This window comes from Hymenobacter siberiensis (assembly GCF_018967865.2).
GTDB classification, from domain to species: Bacteria; Bacteroidota; Bacteroidia; order Cytophagales; family Hymenobacteraceae; genus Hymenobacter; species Hymenobacter siberiensis.
The window spans coordinates 2,732,829-2,749,185 of sequence record NZ_JAHLZY020000001.1 but is presented as its reverse complement, the minus strand read 5'-3'; the positions used below and the strand labels follow the sequence as shown (position 1 = coordinate 2,749,185).

Genomic DNA, 16,357 nt, shown 5'->3' with positions numbered 1-16,357 from the left:
AGATTCTGAGGGGCGAAATTACACCGGACCTGTTGCCTTTACCCTCCCAATGCCTTATCTTAGCCCAGAGAAACTGTTTTTCGCTAGCCGCTACCGCCCATGAAACGCTTCACCGACTACCTCGAAACGCAGTCTTTCGGCCTTTGCTCGGCCCTGGCCGGGAAATGGGGCTTCAGCACCCGCAGCGTCCGGCTGTCGTTTGTGTATGCCTCATTTTTCACGTTTGGCTCGCCCATCGTGCTTTATTTCGCCGGGGCTTTCTGGATGAATGTGCGGCGCGCCATGCGCCAGCAACGCAGCACGGTTTGGGATTTGTAATTACTGGATTGAAATAAAATGATACTGCCCCAGCTTAACTCGTTTAGGCTGGGGCAGTATCATTTTATTTCAATCCCAATTCGCTGAACCTGCGTTTGCCTTTTCCAAAATACGCCCAGACCAAACTGTCATCATATACCCCGGCCCTATCCCGAACCCGCAGGTGCGGCCGGGTGGCTTGCCGCTTCTTGCGCCAGTAGCTAAAGCTGCCATAGAAGCTGAAGTGCGCCCGCAGCACGGCCCAGAAATCCCCCACTTGCCCGCTCGCTAGAAACCGCAGGCCGGCCACGCCATCCAGCACAAGGCGCTGGAACATGGGGCCATACAGTTCGCCCGGGGCGGCGTTTTTATAGAGCAGCGCCAAGCCGTTGCGGAAGTTTAAATACGTTTTGCGGGGGTTGGATTTGTGCAGTGTGCCGCCGCCGACGTGCTGCACGGCGCTGCCGCCGTGGTACCAGACTTCGTGGCCGGCATTCTGGAGGCGCCAGCAGAAGTCGATTTCCTCCATGTGCGCGAAAAAGGCCGGCTCCAGGCCGCCGAGGGCTTGCCAGGCCGAGCGGCGCACCATGAGGCAGGCCCCGCTGGCCCAGGCTACCGGGCGCGCGTCGTCGTACTGGCCCAGGTCCTTTTCGAGGGTATCGAAGAGGCGGCCCCGGCAGAAGGGGTAGGCCAGGCGGTCGAGGTAGCCGCCGCCGGCTCCCGCGTATTCAAACAGCGTAGGGTCGGCGTGAGCCAGGATTTTGGGCTGTACGGCGGCGATGCGCGGGTTGGCTTCGAGCAAGCTGCGCAGGGGGCGCAGCCAGCCCAGGGTGACTTCCACATCGGAGTTCAGCAGCACGAAAAACGGGCTGTCGACCTGCGCCAACGCCTGGTTGTAGCCCTCGCAGAAGCCCCAGTTGCGGTCGAGCAGCAGCAGCTCCACGGTCGGGAAATCGCGGGCCAGCAGCTCTATAGAGTCATCGGTGGAGGCGTTATCGGCCACTATCACGCGGGCCCCATCGGCATGGGCGAGCACGCCGGGAAGGAAACGGGCGAGAAAGCCCGCCCCATTCCAGTTCAGGATGACGATGGCCACGTCGGCGCAGGCGCCGGCCGGGGCCGCAGTATTAGGCCCCAAAACCGCTCAAATCGAGGCCGGGCACGTTGGGCATCAGGCCACTGGTCTTGCGCTGCAGCTCCTGACGGGCCAGCTCAGCGGCTTCGTCGAGGGCCTTGTTCACGGCGGCTACCACGAGGTCGGCCAGCATGTCGCGGTCCTGCGGGGTGAGGAGCGATTCGTCGATTTCGAGCTTGAGGATTTTGCGGTGGCCGTTGGCCGTGGCGCGCACGAGGCCGCCGCCGGCTTCGCCCGTGGCCGTGATGTGCTGGATTTCCTGTTGGGCCTGCTGCATCTTGTCCTGCAGCTCTTTCACTTTGCCCATCATGCCGGTGATGTCGAATGCCATATTGCTAGTTGTCAGTTATTGTTTGTCCGTTGCTAGTGAACAGCGGTTGGGCCGAAAAGGATGCCTCATCCTATTATTATCGGCTAAAATTACCCGTAAAAGTGGTGGCCGAATGGCGTATTATTTTAGAATAGTAATCGTCCCCGTGGCCGAAAAAGGCTTGCCGTCTTCGTTGTTCTGCTGGAAACGCCACACGTAGGCCCCCAGCACCGGGGCGTGGCCCTTGATGGTGCCATCCCAGGTTTCGCTGCGCCGGGTGCCCCGGAATACTTCCTGGCCGTTGCGGTCCACTACCACGAAGGTGTAGTTATTCAGGTACTTGCCCTTCACTTCGAGCACATCGTTCAGCCCGTCGCCGTTGGGCGTGAAGGCGGTGGGAATGGTGAGCGTGAGCTGCCGCGTGACGCTGGCCAGATTGGAATAGCTGAAGGTGCCGGCCGGCAGCCCCGCGCCGCCGATTTGCAGACGGTAGCGCACCACCTGCCGATCGGTGGGCGGGGTGAGGTCGGTGTAGCTGGTGCCCGTCAGGGCCAGGGTGCTCAGCACGGAGCCGTCGGCGGCGAGGCGCTGGAGGGTGTAGGTGGCCGGAATGGTGGGGCTGGGGCCGGTGAAGGCCGTCCAGGTGAGGGCGGCGGTGCTGCCGTCGGGGTCGGCGGCGCTGGCCAAGAGGATGGCCGGGCAGGTGGCCGGGCTGGCGGGCGAAGTATTGCCGCACACATCTGCCAGGATGACGGTGTAGCAGGGCGGGTTGGCTTTGAGCTGGGCCAGCTCGGTGGAATCGCGGGGTGCCCGCAGCGAGGTGGCGGTACCGAAATCGGTGGGCGCGCCACTGCCGGCCGTGCGGCTGTAGCGGAGCGAACCCCCGGCGGGCAGGGTTGGCGTGGCCAGCACCGGCGTCAGCACCACCACATTATTGAGGTTGAAGCTGGCCACCAGTCGGGGCTGCGCCGGCGGCAGGGCCGAAACAGTGGTGATGGCAACCGAATTGGAAACTGCTATTCCGCCGCCTGGCTGGGTGGCCGTTACTACGTAGGTGTAAGTGCTGCCGCATAGCACATCGGTGTCTTCCAGCCCACCGCTGATGGGCACCACGGTAGTAATGGCGGTGCCGTTGCGGGTGACGGTGTAGCTGGTGCCGGGGCTGCCGGCGTCGGTTAGCAGCAGCTGGTTGCGGTTGCGGGCCGATGCGCCGCTCAGGCTCAGTGTGCCGATGGCGGGCGAGGTGGCGGGGCTGGTGCCGCAGTAGTCGTTGCGGGCGATGCGGTAGCGGCCTGCCGCCGCGCCGGGCACGCTCAGGCTGGTGCTGCCCGGCGGCACGGGCACGCTCGGCACGTTCTGGAAGCCGTTGCCGGTATCGACCTGCAAGGTATAGCGGTAGCCGACGGGCAAATTGCCTACGGCCAGCGTGGTCGCGCCGCCGGGTAGCGGGCCGCTGAGGGTGAGACTGGTTAGGGCCGGAACCATGGCCGTTGCCAGCGTAAGGGGCTGCACTGAGGGCCGGCTTTCGCACAACCCGTTGGTGGTGTATTTGCCGATGAGGGTGATGGCAGTGGCCCCGGCCGGCACGGAAATGACGCTTGGCGCACGGGTAATCGGGCTTGGCCCAATAGTGCCGGTGGGCGTTTGAAAAGTGTAGCTGTAAGTATCGTAAGCCGCGTCGGTGATGGTGACCAGCGCCTGGCCGGTGGGGCAGGGCGCAACCGTGAAGGCGGGAGGCGGCGTGTCGTAGACGCGGTAAACGCGGAAGTAATAAATCGGATTGCCAATTACGTTATTCAGCTCTGATACTGTCACCATGCCCACGTCGGCCAGCGTGGGGGTGTAGCTATAGGGCAGGTAGTTGGGCGGGAAGCAGCGTGGCATGGAGCTGCCAAACGTGACTCCTGAACCCCGCAACACGCCGTAGCTGAGCACCTTGGGGTCGGCATTTTGGTCGCGATGCAGGAAAGTGACTGGCTGACCCACACAAAAAGACTCTACTGGTACGAGGTTACCATTGAGAGCAACGAAGGCCGTGGGGTCATTAGGAATGGTCTCGCACTGGCTCCAGGCCAGGTGGCCCGGCAGGCATAGCAGTAACAGTAAGAAATAGCGGTTCAGCAGCTTCATGGTTTATCGGCTTCATTCGCCTTGGTCGGGCAGCACTCGTAACTCAGGACGCATCAGGATTAGCGCCAAAGCGGGCAGTTTCAATCCCACTCGCCAAAAATCATTTCCGGCCGACTGCCTTTTACAGGTAAGTCGAATGGATTTTACTGCCAGTCAAACTTACGGACGAAGGCGGCGGCTTTGTGCAAATCCGGGTACAGGACCCGGTCGCGCACCACAAATTTCACTTCCTGCCCGAAGGCGTCCACCACGCGCTCCAGGGCCTCGGAGCTACGGCCGGGGCGGCGGAAGGCCAGCGCCTGCACGGCCGTCATCAATTCAATTCCCAGCACTTGCTCCACATTTTCGATGACGCGGCGGGCCTTTGTGGCGGCGTTGGCGCCCATGCTCACGTGGTCTTCCTGGCCGTTGCTGCTCACAATGCTATCCACTGAGGCGGGGGTGCAGAGCTGCTTGTTCTGGCTCACGATGCCGGCGGCAGTGTACTGCGGAATCATCAGGCCGGAGTTCAAGCCGGGCTCGGCCACGAGGTATTGCGGCAGGCCGCGCTGGCCCGAAATCAGCTGGTAGGTCCTTCGTTCCGAGATGCTGCCCAGCTCGGTCACGGCCAGGGCCAGGTGGTCGAGGGCCAGGGCCAGCGGCTGGCCGTGGAAGTTGCCGCCGCTGATAATCAGGTCTTCGTCGGGGAAGATGTTGGGGTTGTCGGTCACGGAGTTGCACTCGGTTTCGACTACCTGCGCCACGTAGGCCAGCGCGTCGCGGCTCGCGCCGTGCACCTGCGGCTGGCAGCGGAAGGAGTAGGGGTCCTGCACGGCCCGGCGGGGCTGGGTTTGCAGCTCGGAGCCAGCCAGCAGCTCGCGCAGCCGCCTGGCCACCAGCACCTGCCCCGCGTGGGGCCGGATGCGGTGCAAATGCTCATTGAACGGGGCGGAGCAGCCCCCAAAAGCTTCTAGCGAAAGCGCCCCGATAACATCGGCGGCGGCCGCCAGGCGCTGGGCGCGCAGCACGCCATCCACGGCGTAGGCCAGCATAAACTGGGTGCCATTGAGCAGTGCCAGGCCTTCCTTGGCTTGCAAGGCCAGCGGCTCCCAGCTGAAGAGGCTCATGGCGTCTTCGGCGCTGAGGCGGTAGCCCTGGTAATTTACTTCGCCCAGGCCCAGCAGGGGCAGGCAGAGGTGGGCCAGCGGGGCTAGGTCGCCGGAGGCCCCGAGGCTGCCCTGCTCGTACACCACGGGCAGCATCTCGCGGTTGTACATGGCCACGAGGCGTTCGACGGTGGCGGTTTGCACGCCGCTATGGCCGTAGCTCAGGCTCTGGGCCTTGAGGAAAAGCATGAGGCGCACGAGGTTCTGCGGTACTTCGGCCCCGGTGCCGCAGGCGTGCGACATCATTAGGTTGACTTGCAGCTGAGCACGCTCCTGGGGCGCGATGCTCACATTATACAGCGAGCCGAAGCCGGTATTGATGCCGTAAATCGGCTGGTCGTCGTGGGCCAGGCGCTGGTGCAGGTAGTCGTGGCAGGCGGCGATTTGCTGGCGGGCGTCGTCGCCGAGGGCTACGGGGCGGCCGTCGGCGATGAGTTTGGCCAGCGCGGCCAGGGTGAGGGGCTGTGCGGGCGATATGGTGTGGGTGGGCATTTAGAGTGGGTGGTGAAGTTGGGGGCCGCAAAGAACGAAAAAAACTCCCCTCCTTTTTTAAGGAGGGGAGTTTTCGCGCAGCGAAAACGGGGGTGGTGCCCTCCGTTGAACGATGGCGAAACGATGCGGGCGTTAGTTGCTGGTCCATCGTTCAACGACTTCACCACCCCAATTTTCGCTGACGCGAAAATTTCCCCTCCTTGAAAAAGGAGGGGAGTTTATCGTTCATTGCAAGCTCCGGCTACTCTACCGTCAGGGCCGCTACCACTTCGCCCAGAGGCAGCAGCTTCTCCTCGCCACTCTGCATGATTTTTACCTTCACCACGCCGGCCGCTATTTCCTCGGGTCCCATGATGATGACCAAGGGAATACCCTTGGCATCGGCGTATTTAAACTGCACGCCCAGCTTCTTGGCATCGGGGTATAGCTCGCTGGGAATGCCAGCGGCGCGCAATTGCGCCAGCAGAGGCAGCGCGGCCCGGCCACTGGCCACGTCGAAATGGGTGATTAGGCAGCGGGTGGGCGTTTCGCCGGTCGCCGTGAACAGGTCCAGCGCTTCCAGGCAGTCGTAGAGCCGGTCCACGCCAAACGAGAAGCCCACGCCCGACACGCCCGGCAGGCCGAAGCTGCCGGTGAGGTTGTCGTAGCGGCCGCCGCCGCTCACGCTGCCCATTTGCACGTTATTGATTTTGACTTCGAAAATGCAGCCCGTGTAGTAGGAGAGGCCCCGCGCCAGGGTGGGGTCAAATTCGAGCCGGTCGAACTGCTTGAAGCCGGACGCCACTAGCAGGTCGCGTACTTCGGCCAGCTCCGTCAGGCCCCGGTAGTTGGCGGTAATATCTTCGTCGGCGGCGTTGGGGCGGGCGCCATCGGGCTCCACGCCGGCCGTCACGAAGCCGGCCAGCAGGCGCTGTAGCTTCTCCTCGTAGGTGCCCTCCACGCTCAGCAGGGCAAACAGCGTTTCGATGGTGGGCTCCGAAAAGCCGCGCTCCAGCAACTCCTTGCTCACGCCGTCGCGCCCGATTTTATCGAGCTTGTCAATCGCCACGAACAAATCCGTCTCGCGGCCCTCGCCGCCCAGTGCCTGGTAAATATTGCGCAGCACGCCCCGATGGTTGATTTTGATGGTGAAATCGTGCAGGCCGAGGCCGCCCAGCACCTGGGCCATCATGAGCACGATTTCGGCTTCGCAGAGCAGCGAGTCGGTGCCCACCACGTCGGCATCGCACTGGTAAAACTCGCGGTAGCGGCCCCGCTGGGGGCGGTCGGCGCGCCACACGGGCTGCATCTGGTAGCGCTTGAAGGGAAAGGTGAGGGTGCCCCGGTTCATGGCCACGTAGCGGGCGAAGGGCACGGTGAGGTCGTAGCGCAGGCCTTTTTCGGCCACTTTGGGCAGCAGGGCTTTCGAGCCGGTGGCCAGGTCCTCGGCGGTCACGTCCTTGGCGAAATCGCCGGAGTTCAGAACTTTAAACAGGAGCTGGTCGCCCTCGTCGCCGTACTTGCCCGTCAGTACCGACAAGTTCTCCAGCGTCGGCGTTTCCAGCGGCGCAAAGCCAAACGACTCGAACGTGCGGCGGATTACGTTGAAAATATGGCGGCGGCGCGCCACCTGCGCGGGGCCAAAGTCGCGGGTGCCCTTGGGAATACTCGGTTTTTGCATAACGGGGCAAAGGTAGGGGCTGCGCGAACGTGCGTGGTAATCCCGCACGATATAGGGGCGGGGCTTGTCCCCGCCCGTCGTTGCTTTCCGAAAGGTAATCGGACAAGCGAAATCGTTCAACGATGGGCGGGGACAAGCCCCGCCCCTACATCATTCAACAAAACACAAAACCCCGCCGCCGGACCAAACCGACGACGGGGCATTTTGCAGAAATGAAGCAGGTGAGAAAAGCGGGGTGGCAATCAAAGAAGTCAAACTCAGCCGCCGAAGCCGCCGCCGCCCTGGGGCGCGCTCTCGATACGGTCGGGCTTGGCCTTGCTGGCGCCGATATACCAGGTGAAACCCAGCCAGCCCACACGGCTTTCGTCCTTGCTGTAGCGGTAGCTGCTCAGCGCATCGGTGGCAATTTCGTTGCGGTACTGCTGGGTGTTCAGCAGGTCGGCGATGCGCAGGGTGAGGGCGGCACGGTCGGAGAACAGGCGCTGGCGCAGGGCAATATCAAGCTGCCCGGAGGCCAGCTGCCGGCCCTGGGCCGTGAGCTGGGCCGAGCGTACGTTGCCGCTCAGCTGCACATCGAGGGTGGGGCGGATGGTGAAATTGTTGGTGAGGCGGGCCGTGGCGATGAAGGCCGTGCGGTTGTTGGCAATGCCGTTGCCGGCCAACTGGGCGCGGTAGAGGCTGGTGCTGGCATTCAGGCGCCACCACTTGGCCAGGGGCTGGTTGAGGCTGAACTCGGCCCCGAGGTTGGTGGTAGTGCCCAGGTTGTCGTAGGTCTCGGCGGTGATGAGACCCGCGCCGGCTCCGGCCAAACGAGTTGCCAGCGTATCCACAAAGCGCAGGCGCTGAATGGAATTGGTGGTGATACGGGCAAACGCGGTGCTGGTAATGGTGGCCTGCCCAATGGTAAGCTGGTGGCCCAGCTCAATGTTGTTGCTGAATTCGGCCTGTAAGCGCGGGTTGCCGAGGCGGTAGCTGCGCGGGTCCTGGTAAATGGCCAGTGGCAACTGCTGCATAAAGTTGGGGCGGTTGAGGCGGCGGGCGTAGCTCAGCTGCAGGCGGTTCTGGCCAGCTTCCTTGCCCAGCTCCCGGCTGATGAGGGCCGAGGGGAAAAAGCTCAGGTAATCCTGGCGGAGGCTGCCGCGCTGGGCAATGCCCTCGCCGCCCTCAATGCTGCCGCTCAAGAAGGTGTACTCGGAGCGCAGACCGGCCTGGGCATTCCACTTCTTGCCCAAGCTATGCTGCACGGTCACGTAAGCAGCGGGCACCACCTGGTTGGAGGTGTAGGTGAGCGAGCGGGCGGGGTCGTTCTGGAAGTCGTCGGGGCGGGCTTCGCTGGCGGCGTAGCCGAAGCTGTTGCTGCCGTTATTGCCCTGATGCTCTACTTTGGCCCCTACTTCGAGGCGGCCCTTGCCATCAGCCAGCGGGTGCACGTAGTCCACCTGCCCGTACTGAATATTGGCCAGGAGCTTGAGCAGCTGCCGGGTGCCGGGCTGCGGCACACTCCCCGAGCCGGCCTCAGCGTACTGCCGCTGCACCACTGGCACGTTGGCGTCAATCAGCACATTGCCGAAGTTGGCCGTGAGCTCGCGGCCCTTGTGGGCGTCCCAGGTGCGGCGGTAGTTGCCGTCAGCTTCCAGGATTTTTACTTTTACGTCGAGGTCCTGGCGGCCAATGGTTTTTTGCACCGGCCCGTTGTTGGTTTGCTGGGTCAGGTCCTGGCTTTCGCCTTCCAAGTTGCGCTCGGTGCCGGGGCTCACGTTCAGGCTCAGGGTTTGGTTTTTGGGCAGCTCCAGTTCCACGCCGGCCCGCAGCGAGTGGTTGCGGTGAATCTCATTGCCCGCGCCCACCTGGGTGGTGCGGATGGTTTCGGCGGGGCCGAGCAGGGCGGTTTGCTCGCTGTGGCCGTGGCTGCGGTAGGTCACGTCGCGGCCGTCGTAGCCGGCCGTCCAGGTGGCTTTGCCCACTTCCCGGCTCAGGCTCAGGCTGCCGCTGTATTTGTCGGCGGTGCCCAGGTTGAAGGCGGCCGTGCCGTTGGTGCCGCTGCGGGTTTCTTTTTTGGTAATCAGGTTGATAACGCCGCCGCCACCGGCCGCGTCGTACTTGGCCGAGGGGTTGGTAATCACCTCAATCTGGGCAATGCGCGAGGCCGGAATCTGGTCGAGGCGGGGGCCGCCGGTGCCGCCGTTGCTCACGCCCGACGGCTTGCCATCAATGAGAATGGTTACGTTGGACGTGCCGCGCATCGATACCGTGCCGTTCACGTCCACGCTCACTGAGGGCACGTTCTGGAGCACGTTGGCCGCCGTGCCGCCCACGCTGCCCAGGTCCTTTTCCACGTTGATGATGCGCTTGCCTAGCTCTTCTACCACGGCGGCTTTCTCGCCCGTTACCACCACTTCGCTTAGCTTGGTAGCGGTGGCCGCACTCATTTTCAGGCCGGTAAGTTCCAGCGAAGGCGCGGCGGTCGTGAGCGTGAAGCGGCGGCGCAGCACGCCGTAGTTCAAGTCCTGCACCCGCAGCAGGTAGGTGCCCAGCGGCAGCGAAGCGGCTTTAAAAGTGCCCTGCTCGGTGGCCTGGGCCACGGCCACGAAGGTAGAATCGGCCGAGCGCAGCAGCAGCACATCGGAGAAGGGTACGGCCTGGCCGGTGCCGGCTTCCACCAGGCTGCCGCTCACGCGGCCGGGGCCGGCGGTTTGGGCCAGCACGGCCCCCAGGGGCAGCAGTAGCAGCGTGGCCGTGCCCAGCAGCAGGCGGCTAAAAGCGAACGTAGCGAGCGGAGTGAAAAGGATTTTCATGGTGGTGCAGCGAAAAGTTGAGGTCGGGCGAGGGGCGGCTCAGGTCTGGCAGCGGCCGCGGTTCCGCTGGAGAGTGAGGGGTCCGGGGCCCAAATCCCCGGTGAGTGAGAATCATCGCCAAGTAGCGGGCCGTCTTTGGTACACGCTGACGGCAGCTACTGGGCAGTGTATGGAACAAATGTAAAGCAGGTACTTTGCAACGCAAGGTACTGGTGAAATAAATTTATGATAAGCAAAGCTTTCGAAATTGTTACCAGCTGAAATTCAGATTGTAAGCGCCAAATAAATAATTTTGGCGTACCGGCCACGAGGGCAATGGTGGGGGAATGGGGTTCGGAAAGCTAGATGCGGGGTTGCTTCCGACGGTTGCCTGAGCGGCTTGAAATCCAATCCAGCGAATAAAAAAGCCTCAACCAGTAGGTTGAGGCTTTCAATAAGCAGTCAAACAAATGTCATGCAGCGCGCAGCATCTTGCCCGCAGTAAGTAGTCCAATCGCAATAAAAGAGTTAGTAGCGGCGGGCAAGATGCTTCGCTACACTCTGCATGACCTTCTTTTTGCCTAAAACTACTTCCGCTTCAGCGGGGGGCGGGGTTTGGCTTTGGGTTGTCTGATGGGGTCGGTTACCAGCTGGCCGTTGCGGTAGGTCACGGTGCGGTCCACGGTGGTGCCGTCTTCCTTAAAATACGTCCACACACCGCTTTGGCGGCTGTTGCGGTATAGGCCGCTCACGGCCAGGGTGCCATCCTCCCGGTATTCCTTGAACGCGCCCTGAATCTGACTGCGCACGTAGGTGGTTTCCTTGCGCAGCTTGCCCGAAGGGAAGTATTCCTGACCCACGCCGCCCAAAAAGCCGTTCAGATACGGTTGGCGGGTCTGCACCTGGCCATTCTCGAAGTAGGTAAGCCGGTCGCCCACCAGGCGGCCGCTGGGGCCATAGGTTTCGGCTTTGCGCACGGCCTTGCCGTCGGGGTAGTAGTCGCGCCAGGTACCGGCGGGGCGGTTATTTTTGAACTGCTCCTCGGCCTGCACCACCTTACCGGCAGCATCCTGATAGCGCACTACTTTGCGGTCCCGGCCACCGTTGTTGTAGTCCGTTTCCTCGTGCGGATTGCCGCTCACGAAGTACTCAACGCCCTTGCCCGTGGGGGTGCCGGTGCGGTAGGTGAGTTTGCTTTTTACCTGGCCGCTCTCGAAGTAGCTGGTGGCCGGGCCGTCGAGGGCGGTGGTGCCGGTGGGCGGCATCACGCGCTTGGTCAGGTCGTCGCCGAGCTGGTTTTTCACCGGGCGCTGGGCCAGCGGGGCGGGGGCGTAGGTGCTCTCCGTCTGCAGCTTGCCGCTTTGGTAGTAGCTGCGGTAGCGGCCCCGGCCGTTTTTGTCGGCCAGCACCTCCACCTCAATCTGGTTGTTCGGGTAGCGCGTGATGTAGGGCCCCGACAGCAGTCCGCGCGTAAACACGCCCTCGCTCTGCACCACGCCGTTGGGGTAGTAAAATTTCACCGCGCCGTTGGGCTGGCCGCTGTCGTAGTTCACTTCGGCCTGCACCTTGCCGTCGGGGTACACGGCCCGCAGCGCGCCGTTGGGCTGGCCCTTCATCAAATTGGTTTTCAGCCGGATGGAGCCATCGGGGTGGAAATAGGTCAGCTCACCATTAGGCTCGTCGTCCACAAAGAAACCCGTCTGGGCCGGCTTGCCATCGTCGTAATAGGTGGTGAACGGCCCCTGCCGAACCCCGTCGCGGTACGTAGCTTCCAGCCGCCGCGTGCCGCTCGGGTGGAATTCCACGTAGGCCGAGTCCCGCTTGCCCTGCCGGAAGCTGGTTTGCTGCTCCAGCTTCCCGGTGCGGTAAAAGCGCTTGTACGAGCCTTGCGGCACCGTATCGGCTGCCACTAAGGCCGTGTACACCTCGCGCTTGTACACTTTGGTCGAGTCGAAGTAGGTGATAAGCCGGCGCAGCCGCTGGCCATGAGAGGGAAATGCTACAAGCAGCAGAAAAAAAGGCAACAGGTATTTCATAAATCACTGATTTTCGCTGATTAACCATGATTTCACTGATTAACCGCAGGTTGTTAACGGCGAACCGCAAGCATTTCGTTTGCTTCAGGCCGTTTCCTTCACACATCAAAGAAAGAGCCACTCCATTTGGAGTGGCTCTTTCAGCAGTCAATTATCCTATATCCGACAGCTCGCGCCAGAACAAAAAATCAGCGTAATCACGGTTAATTAGGTTAAATCAGTGATTCGACCACAATGGCGCTGGCACCGCCGCCACCGTTGCAAATGCCCGTCACGCCGATTTTGCCGCCTTCGTTCTTCAGCACGTTCATCAGCGTGGTCACAATGCGGGCGCCCGAAGCGCCCAGCGGGTGGCCCAGGCTCACGGCCCCGCCGTACTTGTTCACCTTGCCGCCGTCCAGGTTCAGCAGCTGGTTATTGGCCAGGCTCACCACCGAGAAGGCTTCGTTGATTTCATAGAAATCCACATCGGCGGCCGTCTTACCGGCGTTTTTCAGCGCCTTCGGAATGGCCAGCGAGGGCGAAGTCGTGAACCACTCCGGCGCCTGCTCAGCATCGGCGAAGCCCAAAATCCGGCCAATCGGCGTGAGGCCCAGCTCGTCGGCTTTCTCGCGGCTCATCAGCAGTACGGCGGCGGCACCGTCGTTCAGCGTCGAAGCGTTGGCAGCCGTCACGGTGCCGCCTTCTTTAATAAAGGCCGGTTTCAGGCCGGGCACTTTTGCAAAATCGACCTTCAGGTACTCCTCGTCGTCCTCAATCACCGTGGTTTTGCCCCGGCTCTCAATGGTAACGGGCACAATTTCGTCCTTCTTTTTACCGGCCTTGGCGGCGGCGGCGCTGCGGGTGTAGCTTTCAATGGCAAAAGCATCCTGCTGCTCGCGGGTGATGCCCATCTCCTTGGCCGTGTTCTCGGCTGCGTTGCCCATAGCGTAGTCGTTGTACGGGTCCCACAGGCCGTCTCGTACGAGGCCGTCAATCATCTGGCCATGGCCATACTTAGCCCCAAAACGCGCCTTGTCGAGGTAGTAGGGCACGTTGCTCATGCTCTCCATGCCACCGGCCAGCACCACGTCCGACTGCCCCAGCATAATGCTCTGGGCGCCCATCATAATGGCTTTCGAGCCCGAGGCGCACACCTTGTTCACGGTCGTGCACTCTACGGTATCGGGCAGGCCGGCTTTCTTGGCCGCCTGGCGGGCCGGAGCCTGGCCCAGATTGGCCGAAATCACGTTGCCCATAATTACCTGGTTCACTTCCGAGCCGGCCACACCGGCCTTGTCGAGCGCGCCCTTCAGGGCAATAGCACCCAGCTCCGTGGCCGACAGCGACGACAGAACGCCGCCAAATGAGCCAATCGGCGTGCGAACCGCCGAGATAATGACAACTTCTTTAATCTGCATAATGAGGAAAATGAAAGGGTTGGGGGGTGGGATGTTGAATCAGGCCGCAAAAGTACGTATTTCAAACGCCCCGACCAGTGGCCTGCCTAACAGCTGTTAGCCGCCGTGAGTTGCGATAGCAATTGGACTTGTTCCTGAATAGGACTGGATAATGCTCTGCATGACGTGCTGCTATTTCGGGACAAGTTTATTGACTTCCCTGATAATGGATGCTTAGAAAGGGTCACCACGTTGGCTTACTGGGGTCGGGCTTCTGCGTGGCCGGGTGCGTGAGCTGCTGCAAATACTGTTGCTCCTGCGCCCGCAGCGTTTCCAGCAGCTGGCGGGCCTGCGCGGGGCTCAGGCTCATGGCCTGCAACCGTTCGCGCTGGGTTTGCAGGCTGAGGTCGGCGGCCGTGGCAGCGTCAGCGCCGGGGCGGTTACTGCGGCTCCCAGCTGCTGGCCCGGCCGTGGCGCTGGTGCGGTCCAGCCCCCTCTGGGTGCCGGGCGTGGTGCCGCTTGCCACGGGCTGCGCCGGGCCGGCACCGGGGGCGCGGCCGCCGTTGGCCGCGTTGCCGGGGCTTTCGGCGGGGCGTTGGTTGTCCGGCTGGCCGGCCGCGTTGGGCCGGCTGGCCTGGGGCGCGGTCGGGGAGGGCGGGGCCGGCTTATTCTCATCAATTTCGCCTTTACGGTCGGTGCCGGTTTTCTCAGCCGGCTTGTTTTTCTCCGTCGAATCCTTTTCGGGCGAGTCCTTGGTCTTGGCGGGAGCCGGTGTTTTGGGCGGGGCCGGAATCTGCGGACTATTGGGCCGGTGCGTCAGGTAGTCGCTCACCGTTTCATAATCGAACCGCGCCCCGGCATTGGTGGGGTCCAGCAGCAGCGCCTGCCGCAACAGGTTTAGGGCCTGCGCCAGCTCGCCCCGCTGGGCCGCCAGCACGGCCAACTGCTGCCGCGCAATGCTGCCCAGGCGGGCCGGCGTGCCCACCAGCAAACGCCCATAGGTAGCCTGCGCGGCCCCCGGCTGGCTGGCCAGCACTTGGGCGTGGGCTAAGTTGAGCACCAGGCGCGGGTCCGGGCTTTTCTGGCGTTGGGCCGCCATGGCCGCCGCAAATTCCTGCGCCGCACGCGCCGCATTTCCGCGGGTGTAGGCAGCCGTGGCGTCGGCCACGGCCACGTTCCGGTCGCGCACGCCCGTCAGCAGGTGCCACGCCGGGCCGCCCAGCACGAGTAGTAATAGCACTGCGTATTTCATGGCCGGATAATGGTGACGGTGAGTAGTACTTCCAGCGCCAGCAGCAGCAGCGCCGCCGCCAGCGGATACCGGTAGCGGTTGTCGGCCACGGCCACCGTGCGTACCTGTTCTGCCGTGCCCTGCATGGCCTGCAACGAGCGCAGCAGCGGCCCAAATCCGTTCTGCTGGTTGGTCAGTTCTGCATATTGCCCGCCGGTTCGGGCCGCCAGCTGCAGCAGCGGGCCTTCGCGCAGGCGGGTTTGCACGGCCCGGCCCCGGCCATCTACCACGAAGCTGCCATTGCTCTTCGGGATTTTGCCCCCCGCCGCCGTGCCCACGCCTACCGTGTATACCCGGGCCCCGGTGCGGCCCAGGGCCCGCAGCGTCGGCTCCAGGTTCTCGCCAAAGTCCTCGCCGTCGCTCACCACTACCAGGGCCGTGGCGCGGGGTGGGGCAGGACTGCCGGCGCTGGGTGCCACCGTCAGGCGGCTCAACAGCAGCTCCAGCGGTGCCTGTAGCGTGGTGGGGCCGGCGGGCAGCAGGCTGGTGCGCAGCGTCGCAATAAAGGTTTGCACAGCCGCCTGGTCATACGTGAGGGGGCACTGCACCACCGCCTCCGCCCCGAATACCACCAGCCCCAGCCGGTCGGCCGGGAACTGCGCCACCAGGTCCTGCAGCTCGGCCTGGGCGCGTAGCAGGCGGGTGGGGGCCACATCGGTGGCATCCATCGAGCGCGACACATCCACCAGCAGCCACACGTCTTTTCCGGCGGTGCGCACCGGGCGCTGGCTCACGCCCAGCGACGGCCCCAGGCCGGCCGCCAGCAGCAGCCCACCCGCTACCAGGCGCAGCACGGCCTTCCAGCCGCGATGGCGCGGCCGGCTGCCCAGCAGGTGGGCCAGCCGGCCACCCCGCCGCCAGTGCCAGCCCAGCAGACCCAGCACCAGGGCCAGGACCAGCATTGCCGCTACAAAATCAGGATAAGCCCAGGTTAGCACGTTTGGTCAAAATGAGCACCAATATTACTACGCCCGGCCGGGCCGCTCATTTTTCTGCAATAAGCAACCAGTCCAAATCAGGAGTCCAACGGCCTGATTTAGTTGGGGAAGGGGGCCGCGTCGCGCCTGGTGCTTTTCGCTGCGCACAGATTTTTTTTAATAAAAGCATGGCTCTTTCAGTTCTGCCCGTATATTTGCACCCGCTTCAGACGGAAGCGAAAACAACAGCCGGAGAAGTGGGTGAGTGGCTGAAACCAGTAGTTTGCTAAACTGCCGTAGCTCTAAAGGTTACCGGGGGTTCGAATCCCCCCTTCTCCACTATAATGTTGGGTTGCGAAAGCAGCTCGTTGGGGCTCCACCCAACAAGTCGTTTTTTTAACTCAGCATTATTTTTTTTCGGGGTGTAGCGTAGCCCGGTATCGCGCCTGGTTTGGGACCAGGAGGTCGTAGGTTCGAATCCTGCCACCCCGACATTTTTTTGCCCCGTTTCGACCCCGTAGCTCAGCTGGATAGAGCAACTACCTTCTAAGTAGTCGGTCTTTGGTTCGAATCCAAACGGGGCCACTGTACAAGGCCTTCCCCATCCCGGGGAGGGCCTTTTGCATTTCCGGTCAATAGCCTCAGTCCGAAAGCTGACCACGGCAACGACGCCCCGCAAGTGCATCCGGAAGGACCCTGCCAACGCCGGTTTTCCCTAAGCTCATCCGTTACTTATGCGGTGAAATCGACAACGTTTCTTATCTTGGACCCCGAAAACAAACACTTCATTT

At 62.7% G+C, this 16,357-nt stretch carries 11 protein-coding genes and 3 tRNA genes; 4 read left to right on the top strand and 10 right to left on the bottom strand.

Features of this window, described 5'->3' with window-relative positions; all coding sequences use genetic code 11:
• Positions 1–99 precede the first annotated feature (99 nt).
• A complete protein-coding gene (locus KQ659_RS12255; protein ID WP_168674221.1) occupies positions 100–318 on the top strand; it encodes a PspC domain-containing protein in 219 nt (72 codons plus the stop codon).
• A 64-nt stretch (positions 319–382) separates the two neighbouring features.
• Here KQ659_RS12255 and KQ659_RS12250 read toward each other — a convergent pair whose 3' ends face one another.
• The 10 genes from KQ659_RS12250 to KQ659_RS12205 all read right to left on the bottom strand — a co-directional run bounded on the left by KQ659_RS12250 (position 383) and on the right by KQ659_RS12205 (position 15,551).
• A complete protein-coding gene (locus tag KQ659_RS12250) occupies positions 383–1,435 on the bottom strand; it encodes a glycosyltransferase family 2 protein (protein WP_226915539.1) in 1,053 nt (350 codons plus the stop codon).
• Positions 1,425–1,763: a YbaB/EbfC family nucleoid-associated protein gene (locus KQ659_RS12245; protein ID WP_168674222.1), complete on the bottom strand. Its 339-nt coding sequence runs from the start codon at positions 1,761–1,763 to the stop codon at positions 1,425–1,427. The genes KQ659_RS12250 and KQ659_RS12245 overlap by 11 nt, the downstream gene beginning before the upstream one ends.
• Positions 1,764–1,883: 120 nt before the next feature.
• Positions 1,884–3,872, bottom strand: a complete 1,989-nt coding sequence (locus KQ659_RS12240; RefSeq protein ID WP_216688541.1) for a T9SS type B sorting domain-containing protein — start codon at positions 3,870–3,872, stop codon at positions 1,884–1,886.
• A gap of 143 nt (positions 3,873–4,015) precedes the next feature.
• The gene (hutH, locus tag KQ659_RS12235) at positions 4,016–5,509 is read right to left on the bottom strand and encodes a histidine ammonia-lyase (protein WP_216688542.1); all 1,494 of its coding nucleotides are present in this window, start codon (positions 5,507–5,509) and stop codon (positions 4,016–4,018) included.
• Positions 5,510–5,750: 241 nt separating this feature from the next.
• Positions 5,751–7,169, bottom strand: coding sequence for a histidine--tRNA ligase (gene hisS, locus KQ659_RS12230; protein WP_216688543.1), 1,419 nt, complete (start codon positions 7,167–7,169; stop codon positions 5,751–5,753).
• Between the two features lie 257 nt (positions 7,170–7,426).
• Positions 7,427–9,964 (bottom strand): TonB-dependent receptor domain-containing protein, encoded by a 2,538-nt coding sequence (locus KQ659_RS12225; RefSeq protein ID WP_216688544.1) that lies wholly within the window; start codon positions 9,962–9,964, stop codon positions 7,427–7,429.
• 566 nt (positions 9,965–10,530) lie between these two features.
• The gene (locus tag KQ659_RS12220; protein WP_216688545.1) at positions 10,531–11,979 is read right to left on the bottom strand and encodes a toxin-antitoxin system YwqK family antitoxin; all 1,449 of its coding nucleotides are present in this window, start codon (positions 11,977–11,979) and stop codon (positions 10,531–10,533) included.
• A gap of 212 nt (positions 11,980–12,191) precedes the next feature.
• Entirely contained in the window at positions 12,192–13,379 is a 1,188-nt protein-coding gene (locus KQ659_RS12215) for an acetyl-CoA C-acyltransferase (protein WP_216688546.1), read from the bottom strand.
• 223 nt (positions 13,380–13,602) lie between these two features.
• Positions 13,603–14,610, bottom strand: a complete 1,008-nt coding sequence (locus KQ659_RS12210; RefSeq protein WP_216688547.1) for a hypothetical protein — start codon at positions 14,608–14,610, stop codon at positions 13,603–13,605.
• Positions 14,607–15,551, bottom strand: coding sequence for a VWA domain-containing protein (locus KQ659_RS12205; protein WP_216688548.1), 945 nt, complete (start codon positions 15,549–15,551; stop codon positions 14,607–14,609). Before KQ659_RS12205 ends, KQ659_RS12210 begins: the two co-directional genes overlap by 4 nt.
• Before the next feature lie 266 nt (positions 15,552–15,817).
• Here KQ659_RS12205 and KQ659_RS12200 point away from each other — a divergent pair.
• The 3 genes from KQ659_RS12200 to KQ659_RS12190 all read left to right on the top strand — a co-directional run bounded on the left by KQ659_RS12200 (position 15,818) and on the right by KQ659_RS12190 (position 16,151).
• A tRNA-Ser gene (locus tag KQ659_RS12200) sits at positions 15,818–15,905 on the top strand.
• 79 nt (positions 15,906–15,984) lie between these two features.
• Positions 15,985–16,058 (top strand) — tRNA-Pro (locus tag KQ659_RS12195).
• Positions 16,059–16,077: 19 nt separating this feature from the next.
• A tRNA-Arg gene (locus KQ659_RS12190) sits at positions 16,078–16,151 on the top strand.
• Positions 16,152–16,357 lie beyond the last annotated feature (206 nt).

Coding starts and splice junctions, on each gene's coding strand:
- KQ659_RS12255 (WP_168674221.1), top strand. CDS start 100: ATGAAACGCTTCACCGACTACCTCGAAACGCAGTCTTTCGGCCTTTGC.
- KQ659_RS12245 (WP_168674222.1), bottom strand. CDS start 1,763: ATGGCATTCGACATCACCGGCATGATGGGCAAAGTGAAAGAGCTGCAG.
- KQ659_RS12240 (WP_216688541.1), bottom strand. CDS start 3,872: ATGAAGCTGCTGAACCGCTATTTCTTACTGTTACTGCTATGCCTGCCG.
- hutH (WP_216688542.1), bottom strand. CDS start 5,509: ATGCCCACCCACACCATATCGCCCGCACAGCCCCTCACCCTGGCCGCG.
- hisS (WP_216688543.1), bottom strand. CDS start 7,169: ATGCAAAAACCGAGTATTCCCAAGGGCACCCGCGACTTTGGCCCCGCG.
- KQ659_RS12225 (WP_216688544.1), bottom strand. CDS start 9,964: ATGAAAATCCTTTTCACTCCGCTCGCTACGTTCGCTTTTAGCCGCCTG.
- KQ659_RS12220 (WP_216688545.1), bottom strand. CDS start 11,979: ATGAAATACCTGTTGCCTTTTTTTCTGCTGCTTGTAGCATTTCCCTCT.
- KQ659_RS12215 (WP_216688546.1), bottom strand. CDS start 13,379: ATGCAGATTAAAGAAGTTGTCATTATCTCGGCGGTTCGCACGCCGATT.
- KQ659_RS12210 (WP_216688547.1), bottom strand. CDS start 14,610: ATGAAATACGCAGTGCTATTACTACTCGTGCTGGGCGGCCCGGCGTGG.
- KQ659_RS12205 (WP_216688548.1), bottom strand. CDS start 15,551: ATGCTGGTCCTGGCCCTGGTGCTGGGTCTGCTGGGCTGGCACTGGCGG.